Origin of the sequence: Agrobacterium genomosp. 13 str. CFBP 6927, from assembly GCA_900012615.1 — a bacterium.
Taxonomy (GTDB): Bacteria; Pseudomonadota; Alphaproteobacteria; order Rhizobiales; family Rhizobiaceae; genus Agrobacterium.
Map to the genome: position 1 here is coordinate 1 of LT009756.1, position 19341 is coordinate 19341.

A 19341-nucleotide genomic window follows, 5' to 3' on the forward strand; every position below is an offset into this window, starting at 1 on the left:
ATCATTCATAACTCCCGGAGCAAACGCGCCGGGAGTTTTTTCGTTTCAAGCTCCGCGTGCTCTGCCCCGCCAACAAAGGATGAGGGTGATGGCCCAATCCCAATCGTGTTTCTGCGTCAATTCCGTCTTTCGACATTGCGATGAAACCGGATTTGGCCATGATGCGCGAACCGCCGCCCAACTCGGAAGAAATCGTCGTGACCGCAGATCCGTTGCAGATTCTCAAGACCATTTATGGCTACGATACGTTCCGTGGACGGCAGGCGGAGATCATCCGGCATGTGATGGCTGGCAATAATGCTTTCGTCTTGATGCCGACAGGCGGCGGAAAGTCGCTGTGTTATCAAATCCCGGCGCTCGCCCGTGAGGGGATGGGGTTGATCGTATCGCCGTTGATTGCGCTGATGGTTGATCAGGTGGCGGCATTGCGCCAGGCCGGTGTGCGGGCGAAGGCTCTTAATTCCGATCTTTCCCCGGAAGGCCGCCGGGCGCTCTGGCAGGCCATGCGGGCCGGTGAGGTAGATATTCTTTATGCCGCACCGGAAACCCTTCTCAAACCCGATGTCCTCGACGCGCTTCAATCCATTGATCTGTCGCTGATCGCGGTCGATGAGGCTCATTGTTTGTCGCAATGGGGGCATGACTTCCGCCCGCCCTATCGCCAGCTCGACATGCTGATCGAGCGTTTTCCGAATACCCCGCGCATGGCGCTGACGGCGACGGCCGACGAGCCTACCCGCACCGAGATTCTCGGCCATCTGGGCATCGATGAAAAGGATGCTTTCATTGCCGGATTCGATCGCCCGAACATCCGCTACGCGATTATGGAGAAGGATAATCCCCGCGCGCAGCTGAAGCGTTTTCTTGAGGGCCGTGAAGGCGAAAGCGGTATCGTTTATTGCCTCTCCAAACGCAAGGTCGATGAAACGGCGGCATGGCTTCGGGAGGAGGGACGTGATGCGCTGCCTTATCATGCCGGCATGGACAAATCTGCCCGCGAAGCGAACCAGACACGTTTCCAGCACGGTGAGGCGGTCATCATCGTCGCGACGGTGGCTTTCGGCATGGGCATCGACAAGCCGGATGTTCGCTTCGTGGTTCATATCGATCTGCCCGGCAGCATCGAGGCCTATTATCAGGAAACCGGGCGTGCCGGCCGTGATGGTCTGCCGTCCGAGGTGTTGATGCTATATGGTTATGAAGACATCGCTTTGCGTAACCGATTTATCGAAGAGTCGGACGCAGCGGACCAGCGCAAATATATGGAGCGCCAAAAGCTTGATGCACTGCTCGGCTTGGCGGAAACGGCCGGTTGCCGGCGGCAGGTACTACTGTCCTATTTCGGCGACCGGTGCGAACCCTGTGGCAATTGCGACACCTGTGCGCAACCGCCCGCCCTGTTTGACGGAGCCATCGCCGCACAGAAGTTGCTCTCTTGCATTTATCGCACCGGCGAGCGTTTCGGCCAAGCCTATGTCATCCGTGTATTGCTTGGAATGGTGGACGAGCGAATTTCCAGTTTCGGGCACGATCAAATCACGACTTACGGTATCGGCAAAGAGCATGACAATCGCACCTGGCGAGCCATCCTGCGCCAGCTGGTTGCGCTGCGCCTGATTGAGGTTGATCTGTCGGGGCATGGCGGCTTGTCAATTTCTGAGGAGGGAAGGCGCTTCCTGCGCGAAAAGCCTTCCCTGATGTTGAGGATACCGTCGGCTCCCCGTTCGATGCGGCAACAGACGCCCCGCACTCCGGCTGCCACGGCTTTGCCGGAGGCTGATCGCAGTCTCTTTGAAGCACTGCGTGCAAAGCGTATGGAGATCGCCCGCGCACAGAACGTTCCGCCCTATGTGATTTTCCACGATAAGACGCTCATTGAGCTTGCAGCAGTAAAACCAGCCTCGGTGAAGGAAATGGCACAAATCCCCGGCGTTGGAGAGACCAAGCTGGAACGCTACGGTCCCGCCTTTCTGGAGGCGATCACGGAACATGCTGCCAGCGAGTGATCGTCTGAATCCGGCAAAGAACCGGAAGCAAACATAGAGGAAGCCGGAAGCCTCAGCCCGTCGTGTCCTTGAACAGGACGTTCTGATCGATGAGGTAACGGGAAAACAGGGGCAGGCTTGCTCCCCCTATGGCCCGGGCCTGGCTGCCAACCGCACCTTCGATGATCTCCGGCATTGTGACACCCTGAAGATCATGATGCTTGAGGGCAAGCCGGGTGGCGAAGACTATTCTCGCCCTGACCCAGTCGGGAAAGCCGCCATCGATGATGACGCTGGAAAAATCGATGATGGAGGCTGCCGCGATAACGGCTTGCGCAAGCGCAGCAGCGGTTTTACCGATCCAGCTTTCCAGCGGCTCGCCAAAATCGACCCACTCGTCCGGCGAAAACCACAGTGGGCGCGGATCGATGCCCCGCTCACGCAGCATGTTTTCCAGAACGAAGATGGAGGCGATTTTCAGAAGCTGCACTGTATTGCCATCCTGCCCCTGCACGGGCAGAGGGCCGATAGCACCAGCGGTGCCTGTCTTGCCGGAAAATAGCGCCGAATTCAAAACGACGCCGCCGCCGATGAAGGATCCGATGAAGATATAGAGAAAATCGGCATAGTTCTGACCAGCTCCGAAAACCAGTTCGGCGCCGCAGGCGCTGGTCGCATCGTTCTGCAGAAAGACCGGGTAGCTGATGCTTCCTGCAATTTCCGAACGGATATCAACATCCCGCCACCGCTCCATTTCGATCTGCGGTGCGCCCACCTCCTGCGCCCAGTTCCACAATTCGAACGGAGCGGCGATGCCGACGCCCGCGATTTTTTGTCGCTCGGCCGGAGACAGTTTTGCCTCGAGTTCCGCGATGCCCTCGACCACGAAGGGCAATATCCATTCCGGCAGCGGATAGGGATAGGTTCTGCGAAGCTTGAGCCTGATGCGGCCGACAAAATCCATCAGCACAAGATCGACGCTGCGCCGGCCGATCTTCACGCCGAAAGAAAAGACAGCGTCGGGGTTGAGGCGCATCGGTGTTGATGGCTGTCCCACCTTGCCGCGCAGTCTTTCACCCCGAATGAGAAGCCCGTCTTTTTCAAGCGAGCGCATGATGACGGAGACAGTTTGTGCCGAGAGACCGCACAGCCTGGAGATTTCCGCTTTCGACAATCCGCCATGCCGGCGAACGAGCGACAGGACGAGCCGCTCATTATAGGCGCGCACTCCGATCTGGTTGGCGCCGCCGCTCATATCCATGATTGTGGGCGGCGCAGGCGGCGCCGTTTCGACAGATTGTCTCATAATATCATCCTCCCGCCCGCCCTATCCGTCGCGACCGATACAAGCAGGCTTTATGGCAATCTTGCTATCGCAACGTTAAACGACGCGGCGATATTCCTCCCTGCCGCCTATTAGAATGCCATATGGAATTAATAATTCAATCGGATTTATTTATTGACAGCCGTTTCCTTTGGTGGTTCCATCTGTGCCAACGGTCGCTGTTCTCGGAGGAGACGAGATCGTCGAGTAACCGTCACGGTGCTTAAATATCCATTGGGAGGATCAAATGAAGACCACTGTTTCCGCTCTTCTGGGCGCGCTTGCGCTTGGCGTTTCTTTCGCTTCCGTCGCGTCCGCCGCCGATACATCGGTGTGCCTCATCACCAAGACCGATACCAATCCCTTTTTCGTCAAGATGAAGGAAGGCGCGACCGCCAAGGCTAAAGAACTTGGTGTGACGCTGAAATCCTATGCCGGCAAGATCGATGGTGATTCCGAAAGCCAGGTAGCCGCCATTGAGACCTGCATCGCCGATGGCGCCAAGGGTATTCTGATCACCGCATCGGACACCAAGGGCATCGTTCCGGCCGTGCAGAAGGCGCGTGATGCCGGTCTTCTGGTCATCGCCCTCGATACGCCGCTCGAACCCGTCGACGCCGCTGATTCCACCTTTGCCACGGACAACCTCCTGGCCGGTGAGCTGATCGGCAAATGGGCTGCCGGCAGCCTCGGCGACAAGGCCAAGGATGCGAAAATCGCTTTCCTCAACCTCACCCCCTCCCAGCCGACCGTGGATGTGCTGCGCAACCAGGGCTTCATGAAGGGCTTTGGCATCGACGTGAAGGACATCAACAAGATCGGCGATGAAAACGATCCGCGCATCGTCGGCCATGATGTCACCAATGGTAACGAAGAAGGCGGCCGCGCGGCGATGGAAAATCTGCTGCAGAAGGACCCGACCATCAATGTCGTCCACACCATCAACGAACCTGCGGCAGCCGGTGCCTATGAGGCGCTGAAGGCGGTCGGCCGTGAAAAGGATGTTCTGATCGTTTCCGTCGATGGCGGTTGCCCCGGCGTCAAGAACGTCGCGGAAGGCGTGATCGGCGCGACCTCGCAGCAATATCCGCTGCTGATGGCGGCTCTCGGCGTGGAAGCCGTCAAGAAGTTTGCCGACACGGGTGAAAAGCCGAAGCCGACCGAAGGCAAGAACTTCGTCGATACCGGCGTGACGCTGGTAACGGACAAGCCGGTTAAGGGTCTCGACTCCATCGATACGAAGGAAGGTCTCAACAAGTGCTGGGGCTGATGCCTCACCGTTGAAACCCGCGGGGGCATTCGTGCCCCCGCCCTTGGACGAGAATGATTCAGGCACGATCCGGGGGATCGGACAAAGGAACAAACGAGCGCGTCACGCGTCCTGCGGGGATGGCATAGGCCGCTTCACAACACTTTGAAATCTACGCATCATTCTCTTTTGAGATAGACCCCGTTGTCAGGGCTGGTGCGATAGAGCGATCGGGAGGAAAATCCATGAGCGATCAGCCGGTGCGGGCTCAGCCGCATAATGAATTTGAAAAAGTGCTTTCGGGAAGTTCGACGCAGGTCGCCGCTTTCGATACGCACGACAAGAGCGTGCTGGAAAAACTGCAGCACTTTCTCCACTCCAGCCCGGCGGCCGTTCCGCTTATTGTTCTGGTGCTGTCGCTGATTGTTTTCGGCCTGCTTCTCGGCGGCAAGTTTTTCTCCGCCTTCACGCTGACCCTTATTCTGCAGCAGGTCGCCATCGTCGGTATTGTCGGCGCGGCGCAGTCGCTGGTCATCCTGACGGCGGGCATCGACCTGTCGGTTGGCGCGATCATGGTCCTGTCTTCCGTTATCATGGGACAGTTCACCTTCCGTTACGGTCTGCCGGCGGAGCTCTCCATTCTCTGTGGCCTTGCCGTCGGCGCATTTTGCGGCTTCATCAACGGTATTCTGGTCTCGCGCATGCGCCTGCCGCCCTTCATCGTCACGCTTGGTATGTGGCAGATCGTACTGGCGACCAACTTCCTTTATTCCGCAAACGAGACGATCCGCGCCCAGGATATCGCCCAGCAGGCGCCGATCCTGCAATTCTTCGGCGCCAATATCCGTGTCGGCAGCGCGGTCTTCACCTATGGCGTCATTGCCATGGTCTTGCTCGTCGCCCTGCTCTGGTATGTGCTGAACCGCACCGCCTGGGGCCGCCATCTCTATGCTGTCGGTGACGATCCGGATGCCGCAGAACTTGCCGGTGTCAACGTCAAGCGCATGCTGACGACCGTTTACACACTGTCCGGCCTCATCTGCGCCTTCGCTGGCTGGGCCCTCATCGGCCGCATCGGCTCGGTTTCGCCGACCGCCGGTCAATTCGCCAATATCGAATCCATTACCGCAGTGGTTATCGGCGGCCTGTCGCTGTTCGGTGGACGCGGCTCCATCATGGGCATGATTTTCGGCGCCCTGATCGTCGGCGTCTTTTCGCTCGGCCTCAGGCTTATCGGAACAGACCCGCAATGGACCTATCTGTTGATCGGCGTCCTCATCATCATGGCTGTCGCAATCGACCAGTGGATCAGAAAGGTAGCAGGCTGATGGCAAAAGAACCCATTCTCACAGCACGCAATCTCGTCAAGCGCTATGGTCGTGTGACGGCCCTCGACCATGCCGATTTCGATCTCTATCCGGGCGAAATCCTGGCCGTAATCGGCGATAACGGCGCCGGCAAATCCTCTCTCATCAAGGCGATTTCCGGTGCGGTAACACCCGATGAAGGGGAAATCCGGCTGGAAGGCCAGCCAGTGCAGTTCCGCTCGCCGATCGAGGCGCGCAAGGCTGGCATCGAGACGGTCTATCAGAACCTCGCCCTGTCGCCGGCGCTTTCCATAGCCGACAATATGTTTCTCGGCCGGGAAATCCGCAAACCCGGCATTCAGGGCAGCCTGTTCCGGGCGCTGGACCGCCCGGCCATGGAAAAATTCGCCCGCGAGAAACTGTCGGAACTCGGCCTGATGACGATCCAGAACATCAATCAGGCAGTGGAAACCCTCTCCGGCGGCCAGCGTCAGGGTGTGGCCGTGGCGCGTGCAGCGGCCTTCGGCTCCAAGGTCGTCATTCTCGACGAGCCGACGGCAGCACTTGGTGTCAAGGAAAGCCGCCGTGTTCTGGAGCTTATTCTGGATGTGCGCTCGCGCGGCCTGCCGATCGTTCTCATCTCGCATAACATGCCGCATGTCTTCGAGGTCGCGGATCGCATTCATATCCATCGGCTTGGCAAGCGTCTGTGCGTCATCAATCCGAAGGACTACTCCATGTCCGACGCCGTCGCCTTCATGACCGGCGCCAAGGAAGCGCCGAAGGAAACGCTTGCCGCATGACGCTGAAGCTTGAAACGATCGCCGAGGACGTTCTTCGGCGGGCAGAAGGTAAGTCCCGTTTTATCGTCGCTATTGCCGGTCCCCCTGGGGCCGGCAAATCCACGCTGGCGGATGCCCTTTGTGATGCTTTGCTGGCACGGGGCGAAACGGCCGCCGTCCTGCCCATGGATGGCTTCCATATGGACAATGGCATCCTTGAAGAGCGGGGGCTGCTGCCGCGAAAAGGCGCGCCGGAAACATTCGACGTGCGCGGTTTCCTCGATATCGTTTCCGCCGTCCGCAAGGGCGGGCAGGAGGTGCTTGTTCCGGTTTTCGACCGCTCCCGTGAAATCGCCATAGCGTCTGCCCGGGCGATTGCGCCGGAAACACGCTTTATCCTCGCTGAAGGCAATTATCTGCTGCTGGACGAGGCGCCATGGACAACTCTTTCCAAAAGCTTCGACCTCACCATTTTTGTCGGGCCGTCCGTCGAGGTGCTGGAGGAGAGGCTGCGGAAAAGGTGGCAGGGCTACGGTCTCGACGAGGCTGAGATCCACGCCAAACTTTTCGAAAACGATCTTCCGAACGGAAAAAGGGTGATCGAAAACGCCCGTCCCGCTGATATTCACATCGATATCTGGGAATAGATTAACGCTTTTCCCTGTTTGAGCGGCGGCACGCATGTGCCGTTAAGCCTTTGTTGACCATGTGTTGAATCTTTTTGATCCACAGGGTGGGGCTTTTGTGTGTCTATTTATTGACGCGAAAATTTCCTCATATACTATATGTGGTGTTCGAGGTTCTTCCGATTCGCAAGGATTGGGAGCTAAGACGGGAATTCGGTGCGTAACGCCATCATGGCGGAGCAAGGCCGAAACTGCCCCCGCAACTGTAAGCGGTGAGCATCGTTCCGATTTGGGTCACTGGAGCCAAAAGCTCCGGGAAGGCCGGAATAGATGTTGTGACCCGCAAGTCAGGAGACCTGCCTTGAGCGCAAACGTCCACGGGCGGGGTGTCCGGAGGAAGGTGTATGACGCAAATGATTTGCGTGCGCCCTTTTCTGCCCCCTCCAGAACAAGCTTCGGGGTGAAGTCATGCCAGTGCATTTGTTTGAGTTGCTGCGCTCGTCGGCGTAGGGAATGATTTTACGCGGCTAAAAGCCGCGCGCCCACTCTAATGACAGATCCATCGCCGCCCGATTGCGATTGCAATCGGCAATGTTGAGCCGTGTCCGAAACCGGCTTCGAAAGAGGAAATTATGACCGTCACCGTTTACAGCAAGCCCGCCTGCGTCCAATGCACCGCCACTTATCGCGCCCTCGACCGCATCGGCGTCCCCTATGAGATCATCGATATCTCCGAAGATACGGATGCGCTCGATCACGTCCGCGGTCTCGGTTACATGCAGGTTCCCGTGGTCGTCGCCGGTGAGCGCCATTGGGCGGGTTTCCGGCCGGATATGATCGGCTCGATCAGCTGAGGCGGCGGGGCGATGGGCCTGATCGTCTATTATTCCAGCCGCTCTGAAAACACCCATCGTTTCCTTCTGAAACTGGGACGGCGTCTGTTTCGCCTGCCGCTCGGCGTTGAGGAAGATGTTCCCCATGTGTCCGAGCCCTATGTGCTGGTCACCCCCACCTATGGGGGCGGCGGCACCAAAGGGGCCGTGCCGAAGCCGGTCATCCGGTTTTTGAACGAGCCCTCCAACCGAAATCTCATTCGCGGCGTCATCGCGGCGGGAAACACGAATTTTGGCGCAGCTTTCGCATCCGCCGGAGATATCGTCTCGCGCAAATGCGCAGTGCCGTTTCTCTATCGCTTCGAGCTTCTCGGCACGGAGGAAGATGTCGCCAACGTCAAACATGGATTGGAACGATTTTGGACACGCTGACCTCAGGCGCGCTGCGCAAGGACGCCAAACAGCCGGTAGCTGCAAGCCAGAAACCGGTTGATACGGGACTGGACTACCACGCGCTGAACGCGATGCTGAACCTCTATGACGAGAACGGAAAGATCCAGCTCGACAAGGATCGCCTTGCCGCCCGGCAATATTTTCTCCAGCACGTCAACCAGAACACCGTCTTTTTTCATAACCTCAGGGAAAAGCTCGATTATCTGGTGACGGAGGGATATTACGAACAGGAGGTACTGGACCAGTATTCCTTCAATTTCGTCCGTGACCTCTATGACGAGGCCTATGCCCGGAAATTCCGCTTCCCGACCTTTCTCGGCGCTTTCAAATATTACACCTCCTACACGCTGAAGACCTTCGACGGAAAACGTTATCTGGAGCGTTACGAGGATCGCGTCTGCATGGTGGCGCTGGCCCTTGCGCGTGGCGATGAGCAGCTCGCCCGCAATCTGGTCGATGAAATCATTTCAGGCCGCTTCCAGCCGGCAACGCCGACATTCCTCAACGCCGGCAAGAAGAGTCGTGGTGAACTGGTCTCGTGTTTTCTGCTGCGTGTGGAAGACAATATGGAGAGCATCGGCCGGTCCATCAATTCGGCCCTGCAGCTTTCCAAGCGCGGCGGCGGCGTGGCGCTGTCCCTGACCAATATTCGCGAATTCGGAGCGCCGATCAAACAGATCGAAAACCAGTCGTCCGGCGTTATTCCAGTGATGAAACTGCTGGAAGATTCGTTTTCCTATGCCAACCAGCTTGGTGCGCGACAGGGTGCCGGCGCGGTCTATCTGCATGCCCACCACCCGGATATCATGCGCTTCCTCGATACCAAGCGCGAAAATGCCGACGAGAAAATCCGCATCAAGACCCTGTCGCTCGGCGTGGTGATCCCTGATATCACCTTCGAACTTGCCCGTAACAATGAGGATATGTATCTGTTCTCGCCCTATGATGTGGAGCGGGTCTATGGCGTGCCGTTGACCGAAATTTCTGTCAGCGAAAAATATCATGAAATGGTTGCCGATAGCCGCATCCGCAAGAAGAAGATCAAGGCGCGCGAATTCTTCCAGGTGATCGCCGAAATCCAGTTCGAGAGCGGTTACCCCTATATCATGTTCGAGGACACGGTGAACCGCGCCAATCCGGTCGCTGGCCGTATCAGCATGAGCAATCTCTGCTCGGAAATCCTGCAGGTCAGCGAGGCAAGCGAATTTAATGCCGATCTTTCCTATAGCCATATGGGCAAGGATATTTCCTGCAATCTCGGCTCGCTGAACATCGCCTCGGCGATGGATTCGGCCGATTTCGGCAAGACGATCGAGACCTCCATCCGGGCGCTGACGGCGGTATCGGACATGAGCCACATTTCCTCCGTTCCTTCGGTGGAAAAGGGCAATGATGCCAGCCACGCCATCGGGCTGGGCCAGATGAACCTGCACGGTTATCTGGCGCGCGAACGCATCTTTTATGGTTCCGAAGAAGGCGTCGATTTCACCAATATCTATTTCTACACGGTGACCTATCACGCCATCCGCGCCAGCAACCGGCTGGCCGTGGAACGGGGCCAGAGCTTCAAGGGCTTTAAGAACTCCAAATATGCCTCGGGCGACTATTTCGACAAATATACCGACCGGGAATGGCTGCCTGCGACCGAAAAGGTCCGTGAGCTGTTCGAAAAAGCCGGCATCGCCATTCCAACGCAGGAAGATTGGACAGCGTTGAAGCAGGACGTGATGGCATCGGGTCTCTATAATCAGAACCTTCAGGCCGTACCGCCCACCGGTTCGATCTCCTATATCAACCACTCCACATCTTCCATTCATCCGATCGTCTCGAAGATCGAAATCCGTAAAGAGGGCAAGATCGGCCGCGTTTATTACCCGGCTTCCTATCTCTCGAACGACAATCTCGAATATTATCAGGACGCCTATGAGATCGGCCCTGAAAAGATCATCGATACCTATGCGGCCGCGACCCAGCATGTCGACCAGGGCCTGTCGCTGACGCTGTTCTTCCGCGATACGGCAACGACGCGCGATATCAACCGGGCGCAGATCTATGCCTGGAAGAAGGGCATCAAGACCATCTACTACATCCGTTTGCGCCAGATGGCGCTGGAAGGCACGCAGGTTCAGGGCTGCGTTTCCTGCACGCTCTGAATTGAGGGACAAGACAATGAACATCGCCGTAAAACCCGCGTCCCGCATCCGCGCGGTCAACTGGAACCGCATCGAGGACGACAAGGATCTCGAAGTCTGGAACCGCCTGACCTCGAATTTCTGGCTGCCGGAAAAAGTGCCGCTCTCCAACGACATCCCCTCCTGGGGAACGCTGAAGCCGGAAGAACAGAAACTGACAATCCGTGTCTTCACCGGCCTGACATTGCTCGACACCATCCAGAACGGTGTCGGCGCGGTGCGCCTGATGGAGGACTCGGCAACGCCGCATGAAGAGGCGGTGCTTTCCAACATCTCCTTCATGGAGGCGGTGCACGCCCGCTCCTATTCGTCGATCTTCTCGACGCTCTGCCTCACGCCTGACGTTGACGACGCCTATCGCTGGTCGGAGGAAAACGAATTCCTGCAGCGCAAATCCGCGCTCATCATGCGGGAATATGACAGCGGCGATCCGCTGAAGAAAAAAATCGCCAGCGTGTTTCTGGAAAGTTTCCTGTTCTATTCCGGCTTTTACCTGCCAATGTTCTGGTCAAGCCGCGCCAAGCTCACCAACACGGCGGACCTGATCCGCCTCATCATCCGCGACGAGGCCGTGCATGGTTATTATATCGGCTACAAATTCCAGCGGGCGGTGGATCGTCTGGGCGAGGCAAAGAGACAGGAAATCAAGGACTTCGCCTTCGATCTCTTGCTCGAGCTTTATGACAACGAGGCGAAATATACCGAAGACCTCTATGACGGCGTTGGCCTGACTGAGGACGTCAAGCAGTTCCTGCATTACAATGCCAACAAGGCATTGATGAATCTGGGTTATGAAGCGCTGTTTCCGTCCGAGGCCTGCCGGGTCAACCCCGCAATCCTCTCGGCGCTCTCGCCCAATGCCGACGAGAACCACGACTTCTTTTCCGGCTCCGGCTCGTCCTATGTCATCGGCAAGGCGGTTGCGACCGAAGACGAAGACTGGGATTTCTGAAACCGGTTTGTCGGCAGGACCCGCAAAAACTATTGCGGGTTCACCACCTGGCTCGCAAGGCGGAAGGGGCTGGCAACGGTGGCGCCGATCGCATCGAAAACAAAGGCTCCGGCGCTGTTGATATCACCTCCGCGCCTGCTTGCCTCAAGTTGCGGCACCATGGAGGCCAGCGCCGCATAGCGGTCGTGGTTGAGGGGGTCCGATGCCTTCAGATTGGAGATGTCGACGAATTGCACGCCCTCCTTAAGGGCGGCTTCCTGCACTTGGCGATCGGTGACATCCAGCGCGCCGATACGGGTAACGTCGGCACCAAGGATGGAAGAGGCTTTCAGCGCACGGTCATCCTTGGAAACGAGAACGGTGAGCGGCGGGCTGAGCCGGCCGACAACCTCGATCTGCTTGCGGAAGACATCGGCATCGATATCGGGCGCAGCCAGCACCACCTGCAGCTTGGCGATGACATCGTTTCTGCCCTGGAAGCGCAATTGCCGCAGCGCCTCCATGACCAGCCAGCCGCCCATGCTGTGCCCGAACACGACGACGCTTTTCTTCGGGGTCTGCCGGGTAAGATCGATCAACATTGCAGCGAGCGCATCGCGTGAAAAGGTCGCGGACTCCTTGTCGGCCACATAGCCGGCGACAGAGGCCTGTGAGGGCCAGGAAAAGACCAGCGGCACGCCGTTCATATTGGCATCCGCGGCCATCTGCGCCGCGCGGAACAGGGCTTCCTGATAACTGTAATTATAGCCGTGTACGAAAAGTGCGATCTGCTTGCCGGAGCGGGCTATGTCGCCAAGATCGGCATTAAAGCGCGTCTTCGTCAGCATATCGGCCCTGGTAACGACGAAATCCTTTTTCGGGTCGGGCTTGCCGCTGGCCCATTCGATTTTTCCGCTTTTATGGGTGGGCGGAATGGAAATATCGAAACTGGCGTAGTTCGGCTCCATTGCCCGCGCCGTGCCGAAGCCCTTTTTTGCGTCCGTGTTTTTCTCCCGCGTGCTCGCCACGAAGGCGGCCACGATTTTCGTGCCGTGGGTCCTGGTATTGACGGCTTCCAGCACATCCGCCCCCGGTCGACCTGCGCAGGAGGAGAGAAGACCGAGAGCGAGAAAGAGAGAAAAGATCAGGCGCATGAATGGGCTACCGATGATGAGGACCGGTTCATAAATAACCGGCGACTAAAAAAGTTGCTACTGAAGAATGAATTGCACTCTAGCGGCTGTCTTCGGTGCGGACGGACGTTCCCCACCTTGCTATCCGTCCATCTTCGTTTTAGGCCGTAAACATGACGAACAAGGTGTCGCTTTTACGGCTGAAACTCACGGACTTCCGCAATTACGCGGCGGCTGCGCTCACGCTCGATGACCGCCATGTGGTGCTGACGGGCAACAACGGTTCAGGCAAGACCAATCTCCTGGAGGCCGTCTCCTTTCTCTCACCCGGAAGAGGCCTGCGCCGCGCCACCCTGTCTGACGTGACGCGGGTAGGGGCCGAAGCCAACGGTTTCTCGATCTTCGCCGATGTCGAGGGTATGGATGGCGAAGTCGCCATCGGCACGGGAATTGAAGGCGATGGCGAGGTAGTGTCGCGTCGCCTGAGACTGAACGGGACGCCGGTGAAATCCGTCGATGAATTGACCGACCATCTGCGGGTATTGTGGCTGACGCCCGCCATGGATGGCCTTTTTACGGGTTCATCATCTGACCGCCGGCGTTTCCTCGACCGACTGGTGCTGTCGCTCGATCCTGCCCATGGGCGGCGGGCAAGTGATTTCGAAAAGGCCATGCGCGGCCGCAACCGCCTGCTTTCGGAAGGCCGCTTCGATCCGGTCTGGCTGGACGGTATCGAAAAGCAGATGGCGGAACTCGGCATCTCCATGGCCGTTGCGCGTTATGAAATGCTTGGCCTTTTAAAGAACCTCATCGAAGGCAGAGCCGGCGACGCGGCCTTCCCCTCGGCGGCGCTTTCGCTTTCCGGTTTCATGGACGACATGCTGAACCGGCCGGCCGTCGATCTCGAAGACGAGTATGGCCTGATGTTGCGCGAGGGCCGCTATCGTGACGCCGCAGCGGGCCGCACGCTCGATGGCCCGCACCGCGTCGATCTCTTCGTGCGCCATGCGGAAAAGAACATGGAAGCCGAACGCTGCTCGACCGGGGAGCAGAAGGCGCTGTTGGTCGGTCTGGTGCTTGCACATGCGCAGCTGACGGCCAATATGACCGGCCACGCGCCGGTTCTGTTGCTGGACGAAATCGCCGCCCATCTGGACGAAGGAAGGCGCGCCGCCTTGTTTGATCTCATTCACGCGCTCGGCGGCCAGAGTTTCATGACGGGAACGGATGCGGCCATGTTCTCAGCCCTTGGCGAGCGGGCGCAATTCTTCAATGTTTCTCACGGGAGCATCATGGCATGACGGCAGAGGCAGTATGGAGTGCGACATGGACCCGCTGAGCCCTGAAGAAATCGAACGCTACAAGCGCCACATTCTTCTGCCGGAAATCGGCGGTGCCGGCCAGCAGCGGCTGAAGGCGGCGCGCGTGCTGGTGATCGGGGCCGGCGGACTTGGCGCGCCCGTCCTTCATTATCTCGCCGCCGCCGGTGTCGGCACGCTCGGCATGATCGATGACGATGTGGTTTCCCTCTCCAATCTCCAGCGGCAGGTGATCCACGATACCGGCACGATCGGGGAGTTGAAGACGGAAAGCGCCCGCAAAGCAATTGCCCGGCTCAACCCGCATGTCCGTACTCTTGTTTATGAAGAGCGCTTTTCTGAGGTCTGGGCGCATGATCATCTGGCATCCTTCGATCTCCTTATCGACGGTTCGGATAATTTCGATACGCGTTATGCCGCAGCCGATGCCGCAGAAGCTGCAAAAAGGCCGCTGGTGACGGGCGCGGTCGGTCGCTTCGATGGTTCTGTAACGGTGTTGAAACCCTATGAGGCAAATGCCGATGGCAGTCTTTTGCCGGGTTACCGCGATCTGTTTCCTGAGCCGCCGCCGCAGGGTCTTATTCCGAATTGCGCCGAAACGGGCATTGTCGGGGCGCTGACCGGGGTGATCGGCACAATCATGGCCATGGAGGCGATCAAGGTAATCACCGGTGCCGGTGAGCCGTTGATCGGCCGTCTGCTCCTCTACGACGCCCTCTCAGCCCGTTTCGAAACCGTCCGTTACAGGCGGCGGTCAACTGGAAAGAAACCATGATCGAGATCGCCAAGATCGGGGAAGAATTCAATCGCTGGCAGGAATTGCTGACGCTCATCATGTCCTCCTTCGCCTATATGGATGGCGTCATCGACCCGCCATCCTCAGCCAATCGCCTGACGCTTGAAAATCTGGCGGAGAAGGCGAGGGTGGAGATCGCTTTCGTTGCGCTTGATGGCGATGAGATTGTGGGCTGCCTGTTTTGCCGGCCGGAGCCGCCGGCCTGTCTTTATGTCGGCAAACTCTGTGTTTCCCCGAAAGTCCAGGGAAAGGGCATCGGCAGGATGCTTCTGGAACAGGCCGAAGCGCTGGCGCGCGAATTGGCGTTACCGGCGCTGCGGCTGGAAACTCGTATCGAGCTTATCGCCAATCATGCCAAATTCGCCGTCTGGGGTTTCGTGAAGACCGCCGAAAATGCCCATGCCGGTTATGACCGCACGACTTCGATCGAAATGACCAAATTTCTCGGCTGAGGTCGCCGAATTCCGCCCTGCAATCCGGTCGGGGACGGTCGAAAAAGACAGTCCATGGACGCATGACACGTCTATTGCAAAAGCCCGGACTTAAGCATTTGGGAAAGAAAGACAGAAGAGACGCGGTCAAGTCCCGTCTGTGGTTGAACTTCGGTCGATCCGACCTGCCAGACGCCTTTATCCGGACCTCTGACGAGCTGAATTTCCGTCGTAACCTTGTGGGTGAGCGGAGCCGACTTCGTGGCCTCGACCATCTGCTTCATGAGTTTTGCGGAAGGCATGCGGGTTTTATCGCCAATATCGTCTGCATTTGCGGCTGCCTTCAGCCGCTGGAATACAGGCCCGACATCCGGCAGGGAACAATTCATCTTTACCCGCGCCACAGACAGACCGGTGGGCGATTGGGAGCCGATACGCGCAGGCTCTGCCTGGCAGCGCACTCGTTCCGTGCTGGCGACCCAGAGCCGTGCGAACTGGTCGGACTGCTCGTTCGTGGTTCCCTTGGGAGCGTGCATGCCCTTGTATTTGCGCTGCCATGCGACTGGGTTGGCAACCAGATCCATGTCGGTGTAGCGCTGCCCGCTACCCGACGATCCCCATTCCTTGCTAAGGCGAACCATGCTGGCGCGATCAAAATTCAGCCAGGCGCGATAATAGAGTTCCGCGGTCTCCTCGGGTGAGGGCGGGGCAGCACGGGCCGGGCCGCTGACCATAACGAGCAGGACGGATATGAGCAGCAGAAACTTCGCCTGGATTCCCATTGAGTGCTCCCTCCATGTGACGATCAGACAGGCCTTGTCTGAGCCGGTTCAGTTCCGCCCCGGCAGCACCCGGTTCGGCGGGCGGTGACCGTCGAACAGCGTGCGGATGTTGATGATGACCTTGTCCCCCATCTCGATCCGGCCCTCGATCGTTGCCGAGCCCATGTGGGGAAGCAGCACGACCTTGCCTTCCTTGGCGAGTTTGATGAGTTTGGGGTTCACCGCAGGCTCGTTCTCGTAGACATCGAGACCGGCGCCGGCGATCTTGCCTTCACGCAGGCACTGGATCATCGCCGCTTCATCGATGATATCACCGCGCGCCGTGTTGACGATGTAGCTGGTCGGCTGCATCAGCGCCAGCCGCCGCGCCGAGATCAGGTGATAGGTCGCGGGCGTCGAGGGGCAATTGACGGAGACGATATCCACCCGCGCCAGCATCTGGTCGAGGCTGTCCCAATAGGTCGCCTCAAGCTCCGTCTCGGTGGCCGGATTGACGCGTTTGCGGTTGTGATAATGAATGGAAAGCCCGAAGGCCTTGGCGCGCCGCGCCACCGCCGTTCCGATGCGGCCCATGCCGACAATGCCGATGCGCTTGCCGGAAATGCGCCGCCCGAGCATCCAGGTCGGCGACCAGCCCAACCATTCGTCCGCACCATTGGCGAGCACGCGTGTGCCTTCGATCATGCGGCGCGGCACGGCCAGCGCCAGCGCCATGGTAATGTCGGCGGTATCTTCGGTCAGCACGTTGGGGGTGTTGGTGACTGTAATGCCCTTCCGGGCGGCAGCGTCCACATCCACATGGTCGATGCCGTTGGAAAAGCTCGCAATCAGCTTCAGCTGCGGTCCGGCCTTCTCGATCATGGCGGCTGTGATGCGGTCGGTGACGGTGGGCACCAGAACGTCGACCCGCTGCATGGCAGCCACAAGCTCGTCTTCGCTTCGCTGCGTATCATCGATGTTCAGTTCGGCATCGAAGAGTTCGCGCATTCTGGTTTCGACGACGTCAGGCAATTTGCGGGTGATATAGACTGTCGGTCTCTTCTTGTGGGTCATCGTTTGCCGCTGCCTTGTTCAGAAGTCATTAACCAGAAAGAGCGATAATTTCTTTCAATCAGGGCGTTTCTACCAGACCCACCGGCGAAGACAAACAAATCTCGCTGAAGCTTGAGGCATGTGGAAACGAGCCTCCTCGAATATCATCCGGTTTGCAGAAGGCGGGAAACGGAAATGGGCATGCGCAGTGTGGTTTCTATCGTTTGCATTGCATTGTCTTTGGGCCTCCTTGGCGCGGCGACCGAAGCCATGGCGCAGGGGGCTGCCAAGGGCGCAAGCGGCCTTCCCCTGCCGCGTTTTGTCAGCCTGAAATCCAAGCGTGTCAACATGCGTATCGGCCCCAGCACGGACTATGCCGTATCCTGGATGTATATGAAATCGGGCATGCCGGTCGAAATCATCCAGGAATATGAAAACTGGCGGCGTATCCGCGATGCCGATGGCACGGAAGGCTGGGTCAACCAGGCGCTTCTCTCCGGTGAGCGCACGGCCGTTGCCGCCCCCTGGATGCGCGGCAAGGGCAAGGATGTCTATGTGAACATGCGCCGTGACGCGCAGTCAGGCGCTGCCGTCATCGCGCGGCTGGAGCCGGGCGTCGTCTTCAGGATTGGCGAATGTAATGGTGACTGGTGCCGCGCCGAGGCCGGTCAGGCCTCGGGCTGGGTGTCGCAGGGTGAAATCTGGGGCGCTTACCCGGGCGAGGCCTTTAAATAAGGCCGTGTTTTGCGCCCAGAACCTTCAGGGATGACATGGGGCGTGGCCCGACCTGTTGAATAACGGCGGCGGCTGCCAGGCAGCCCAGCTTGCCGCAATCTTCCAGAGACCGGTCCTGCGTGTAGCCGAACAGGAAGCCGGCGGCGAAAAGATCGCCCGCACCCGTCGTATCGACGACGTCATGCACCGGATAGGCATCCACTTTCACGCGTTCCGTACCGCGCAGGATAACGGCGCCTTCTTCGCTCATCGTCACGGCCGCGATCTTGCAATCGGCTGCGATTTTCGTCAGCGCCAGCTCGAAATCCTCGGTTTCGTAGAGCGAAAGCGCTTCCTGCTTGTTGGCGAAAACAATGTCCACCGTGCCGGAGCGCATCAGGTCGAGAAATTCTTCACGGTAGCGGCCGACGCAGAAACTATCTGACAGTGTCATCGAGACTTCGCGACCGTTCTCATGTGCAATGCGGGCGCATTCGCGAATAGCGTCCTTGGCGCGCGGCGGATCCCAGAGATAACCTTCGAAATAGGTGACCTTCGTATCCGCTACGACGTCTTCTTCCACGTCTTCAGGGCCGAGATCGACGCAGGCACCGAGATAGGTGTTCATCGAACGCTCGCCGTCTTCGGTCACGAAGATCATCGAACGGGCGGTCGGCGGAAACGTGCCTTCCGGTTTCGTTTCGAAATAAACGCCCTGCGCGCGGATGTCGTGCTGGAAGATTTCTCCGAGCTGGTCTTCGGCCACCTTGCCGAAATAAGCGGCCTTGCCGCCGAAATTCGCCACGCCCGCTGCCGTGTTGCCCGCACTTCCGCCGGAGGCTTCAAGCGCTGGTCCCATCAGCGAATACAGCAACTCGGCCCGTTCAGCATCGATGAGGTTCATCGCGCCCTTGGTAATGGCATTGTCATTCAGAAACTGATCATCGCAGCGGGAAATGATGTCGACAATGGCATTGCCGACAGTCAGTACGTCGAATTTCGTCATAGGCCTATCCGGTTGGCGGTGGGTATTTCCAAATGGTCTTAAACATTTCTGGCTTCAAGAAAAGCCCATGGGGGAAATATGCCGTTCTCCACGAGAGAAGGCGACGCGTCATTTGCCTGTAATATGGTTAAGCTATCACTCCGGTCAGAGCAAAAGGTGTGTGAATGCGTACCTGAATGGCAGACATGAGGTCTTCTGGCTCCACCGTTATCTCCGCCACGGATGTACTGGCGGCATATAACGGATATGACAAAAGGCGGGGGAAACCCCGCTTTTTCTTTTGGTCCATTGCTTAGGGACTAGAAAATCATACGAGGTAGCGGAGAGGCGCTTTAAGCAAAAAGCGCCCTACAATTTATGCTTCGATAGCATGAAGGTTCTGCCGCATTGCATGAAAACAAGGCGGCGTAGCGTTTTCGCGATTTCATTCCCGGGAAAAACGCTCT

Annotated in this window: 18 protein-coding genes and 1 riboswitch; of the genes, 13 read left to right on the forward strand and 5 right to left on the reverse strand. The window is 58.2% G+C overall.

Features of this window, described 5'->3' with window-relative positions; translation table 11 throughout:
• The first annotated feature begins 197 nt into the window (after positions 1-197).
• Positions 198-2006 (forward strand): DNA helicase RecQ, encoded by a 1809-nt coding sequence (gene recQ / locus AGR13A_RS00005; protein WP_080836386.1) that lies wholly within the window; start codon positions 198-200, stop codon positions 2004-2006.
• Positions 2007-2058: 52 nt separating this feature from the next.
• On the opposite strand, the gene AGR13A_RS00010 is transcribed toward recQ, so the two are convergent.
• The gene (locus tag AGR13A_RS00010) at positions 2059-3291 is read right to left on the reverse strand and encodes an ROK family transcriptional regulator (RefSeq protein WP_035219752.1); all 1233 of its coding nucleotides are present in this window, start codon (positions 3289-3291) and stop codon (positions 2059-2061) included.
• Between the two features lie 265 nt (positions 3292-3556).
• Here AGR13A_RS00010 and AGR13A_RS00015 point away from each other — a divergent pair, with 265 nt between their 5' ends.
• The 8 genes from AGR13A_RS00015 (at position 3557) to nrdF (ending at position 11703) form a co-directional block, all read left to right on the forward strand.
• Positions 3557-4579, forward strand: a complete 1023-nt coding sequence (locus tag AGR13A_RS00015) for a sugar ABC transporter substrate-binding protein (RefSeq protein WP_003524279.1) — start codon at positions 3557-3559, stop codon at positions 4577-4579.
• 224 nt (positions 4580-4803) lie between these two features.
• On the forward strand, positions 4804-5886 hold the full coding sequence (locus AGR13A_RS00020) for an ABC transporter permease (RefSeq protein WP_003524280.1): 1083 nt from the start codon (positions 4804-4806) through the stop codon (positions 5884-5886).
• Positions 5886-6668: an ATP-binding cassette domain-containing protein gene (locus tag AGR13A_RS00025; protein WP_003524281.1), complete on the forward strand. Its 783-nt coding sequence runs from the start codon at positions 5886-5888 to the stop codon at positions 6666-6668. Before AGR13A_RS00020 ends, AGR13A_RS00025 begins: the two co-directional genes overlap by 1 nt.
• Positions 6665-7294, forward strand: a complete 630-nt coding sequence (locus AGR13A_RS00030) for a nucleoside triphosphate hydrolase (protein ID WP_080832932.1) — start codon at positions 6665-6667, stop codon at positions 7292-7294. Before AGR13A_RS00025 ends, AGR13A_RS00030 begins: the two co-directional genes overlap by 4 nt.
• A gap of 133 nt (positions 7295-7427) precedes the next feature.
• Positions 7428-7651, forward strand: a riboswitch (cobalamin riboswitch).
• Between the two features lie 254 nt (positions 7652-7905).
• Entirely contained in the window at positions 7906-8127 is a 222-nt protein-coding gene (gene nrdH, locus AGR13A_RS00035) for a glutaredoxin-like protein NrdH (RefSeq protein WP_010970634.1), read from the forward strand.
• A 12-nt stretch (positions 8128-8139) separates the two neighbouring features.
• Positions 8140-8538 carry a class Ib ribonucleoside-diphosphate reductase assembly flavoprotein NrdI gene (gene nrdI, locus AGR13A_RS00040; RefSeq protein WP_020812691.1) on the forward strand — a complete coding sequence of 133 codons (399 nt, stop codon included), beginning with the start codon at positions 8140-8142 and terminating at the stop codon, positions 8536-8538.
• Positions 8526-10712 carry a class 1b ribonucleoside-diphosphate reductase subunit alpha gene (gene nrdE / locus AGR13A_RS00045; protein WP_139785994.1) on the forward strand — a complete coding sequence of 729 codons (2187 nt, stop codon included), beginning with the start codon at positions 8526-8528 and terminating at the stop codon, positions 10710-10712. The genes nrdI and nrdE overlap by 13 nt, the downstream gene beginning before the upstream one ends.
• Before the next feature lie 16 nt (positions 10713-10728).
• Complete coding sequence (gene nrdF / locus AGR13A_RS00050) at positions 10729-11703, forward strand: class 1b ribonucleoside-diphosphate reductase subunit beta (RefSeq protein ID WP_080832934.1); 975 nt, start codon at positions 10729-10731, stop codon at positions 11701-11703.
• A gap of 29 nt (positions 11704-11732) precedes the next feature.
• Here nrdF and AGR13A_RS00055 read toward each other — a convergent pair whose 3' ends face one another.
• On the reverse strand, positions 11733-12836 hold the full coding sequence (locus AGR13A_RS00055; RefSeq protein ID WP_080832936.1) for an alpha/beta hydrolase: 1104 nt from the start codon (positions 12834-12836) through the stop codon (positions 11733-11735).
• A 152-nt stretch (positions 12837-12988) separates the two neighbouring features.
• On the opposite strand from AGR13A_RS00055, the gene recF reads away from it, so the two are divergent.
• From recF to AGR13A_RS00070, 3 genes are read left to right on the forward strand one after another with little or no spacing between them, the layout of a single operon-like run.
• A complete protein-coding gene (gene recF / locus AGR13A_RS00060) occupies positions 12989-14116 on the forward strand; it encodes a DNA replication/repair protein RecF (protein WP_080832938.1) in 1128 nt (375 codons plus the stop codon).
• 25 nt (positions 14117-14141) lie between these two features.
• Positions 14142-14909 carry a molybdopterin-synthase adenylyltransferase MoeB gene (locus AGR13A_RS00065; RefSeq protein WP_080832940.1) on the forward strand — a complete coding sequence of 256 codons (768 nt, stop codon included), beginning with the start codon at positions 14142-14144 and terminating at the stop codon, positions 14907-14909.
• On the forward strand, positions 14906-15382 hold the full coding sequence (locus AGR13A_RS00070; RefSeq protein ID WP_080832942.1) for a GNAT family N-acetyltransferase: 477 nt from the start codon (positions 14906-14908) through the stop codon (positions 15380-15382). Before AGR13A_RS00065 ends, AGR13A_RS00070 begins: the two co-directional genes overlap by 4 nt.
• A gap of 71 nt (positions 15383-15453) precedes the next feature.
• On the opposite strand, the gene AGR13A_RS00075 is transcribed toward AGR13A_RS00070, so the two are convergent.
• Together AGR13A_RS00075 and AGR13A_RS00080 are read right to left on the reverse strand one after the other, a co-directional pair.
• A complete protein-coding gene (locus AGR13A_RS00075) occupies positions 15454-16143 on the reverse strand; it encodes a hypothetical protein (RefSeq protein ID WP_080832945.1) in 690 nt (229 codons plus the stop codon).
• A 48-nt stretch (positions 16144-16191) separates the two neighbouring features.
• A complete protein-coding gene (locus AGR13A_RS00080) occupies positions 16192-17196 on the reverse strand; it encodes a 2-hydroxyacid dehydrogenase (RefSeq protein WP_035219725.1) in 1005 nt (334 codons plus the stop codon).
• A 180-nt stretch (positions 17197-17376) separates the two neighbouring features.
• On the opposite strand from AGR13A_RS00080, the gene AGR13A_RS00085 reads away from it, so the two are divergent.
• Positions 17377-17910, forward strand: a complete 534-nt coding sequence (locus AGR13A_RS00085) for an SH3 domain-containing protein (RefSeq protein WP_035219880.1) — start codon at positions 17377-17379, stop codon at positions 17908-17910.
• Here the strand turns inward: AGR13A_RS00085 and AGR13A_RS00090 are convergent.
• Positions 17903-18895 carry an adenosine kinase gene (locus AGR13A_RS00090; protein ID WP_035219723.1) on the reverse strand — a complete coding sequence of 331 codons (993 nt, stop codon included), beginning with the start codon at positions 18893-18895 and terminating at the stop codon, positions 17903-17905. The two genes, AGR13A_RS00085 and AGR13A_RS00090, sit on opposite strands and share 8 nt — an antisense overlap.
• Between the last annotated feature and the right edge of the window lie 446 nt (positions 18896-19341).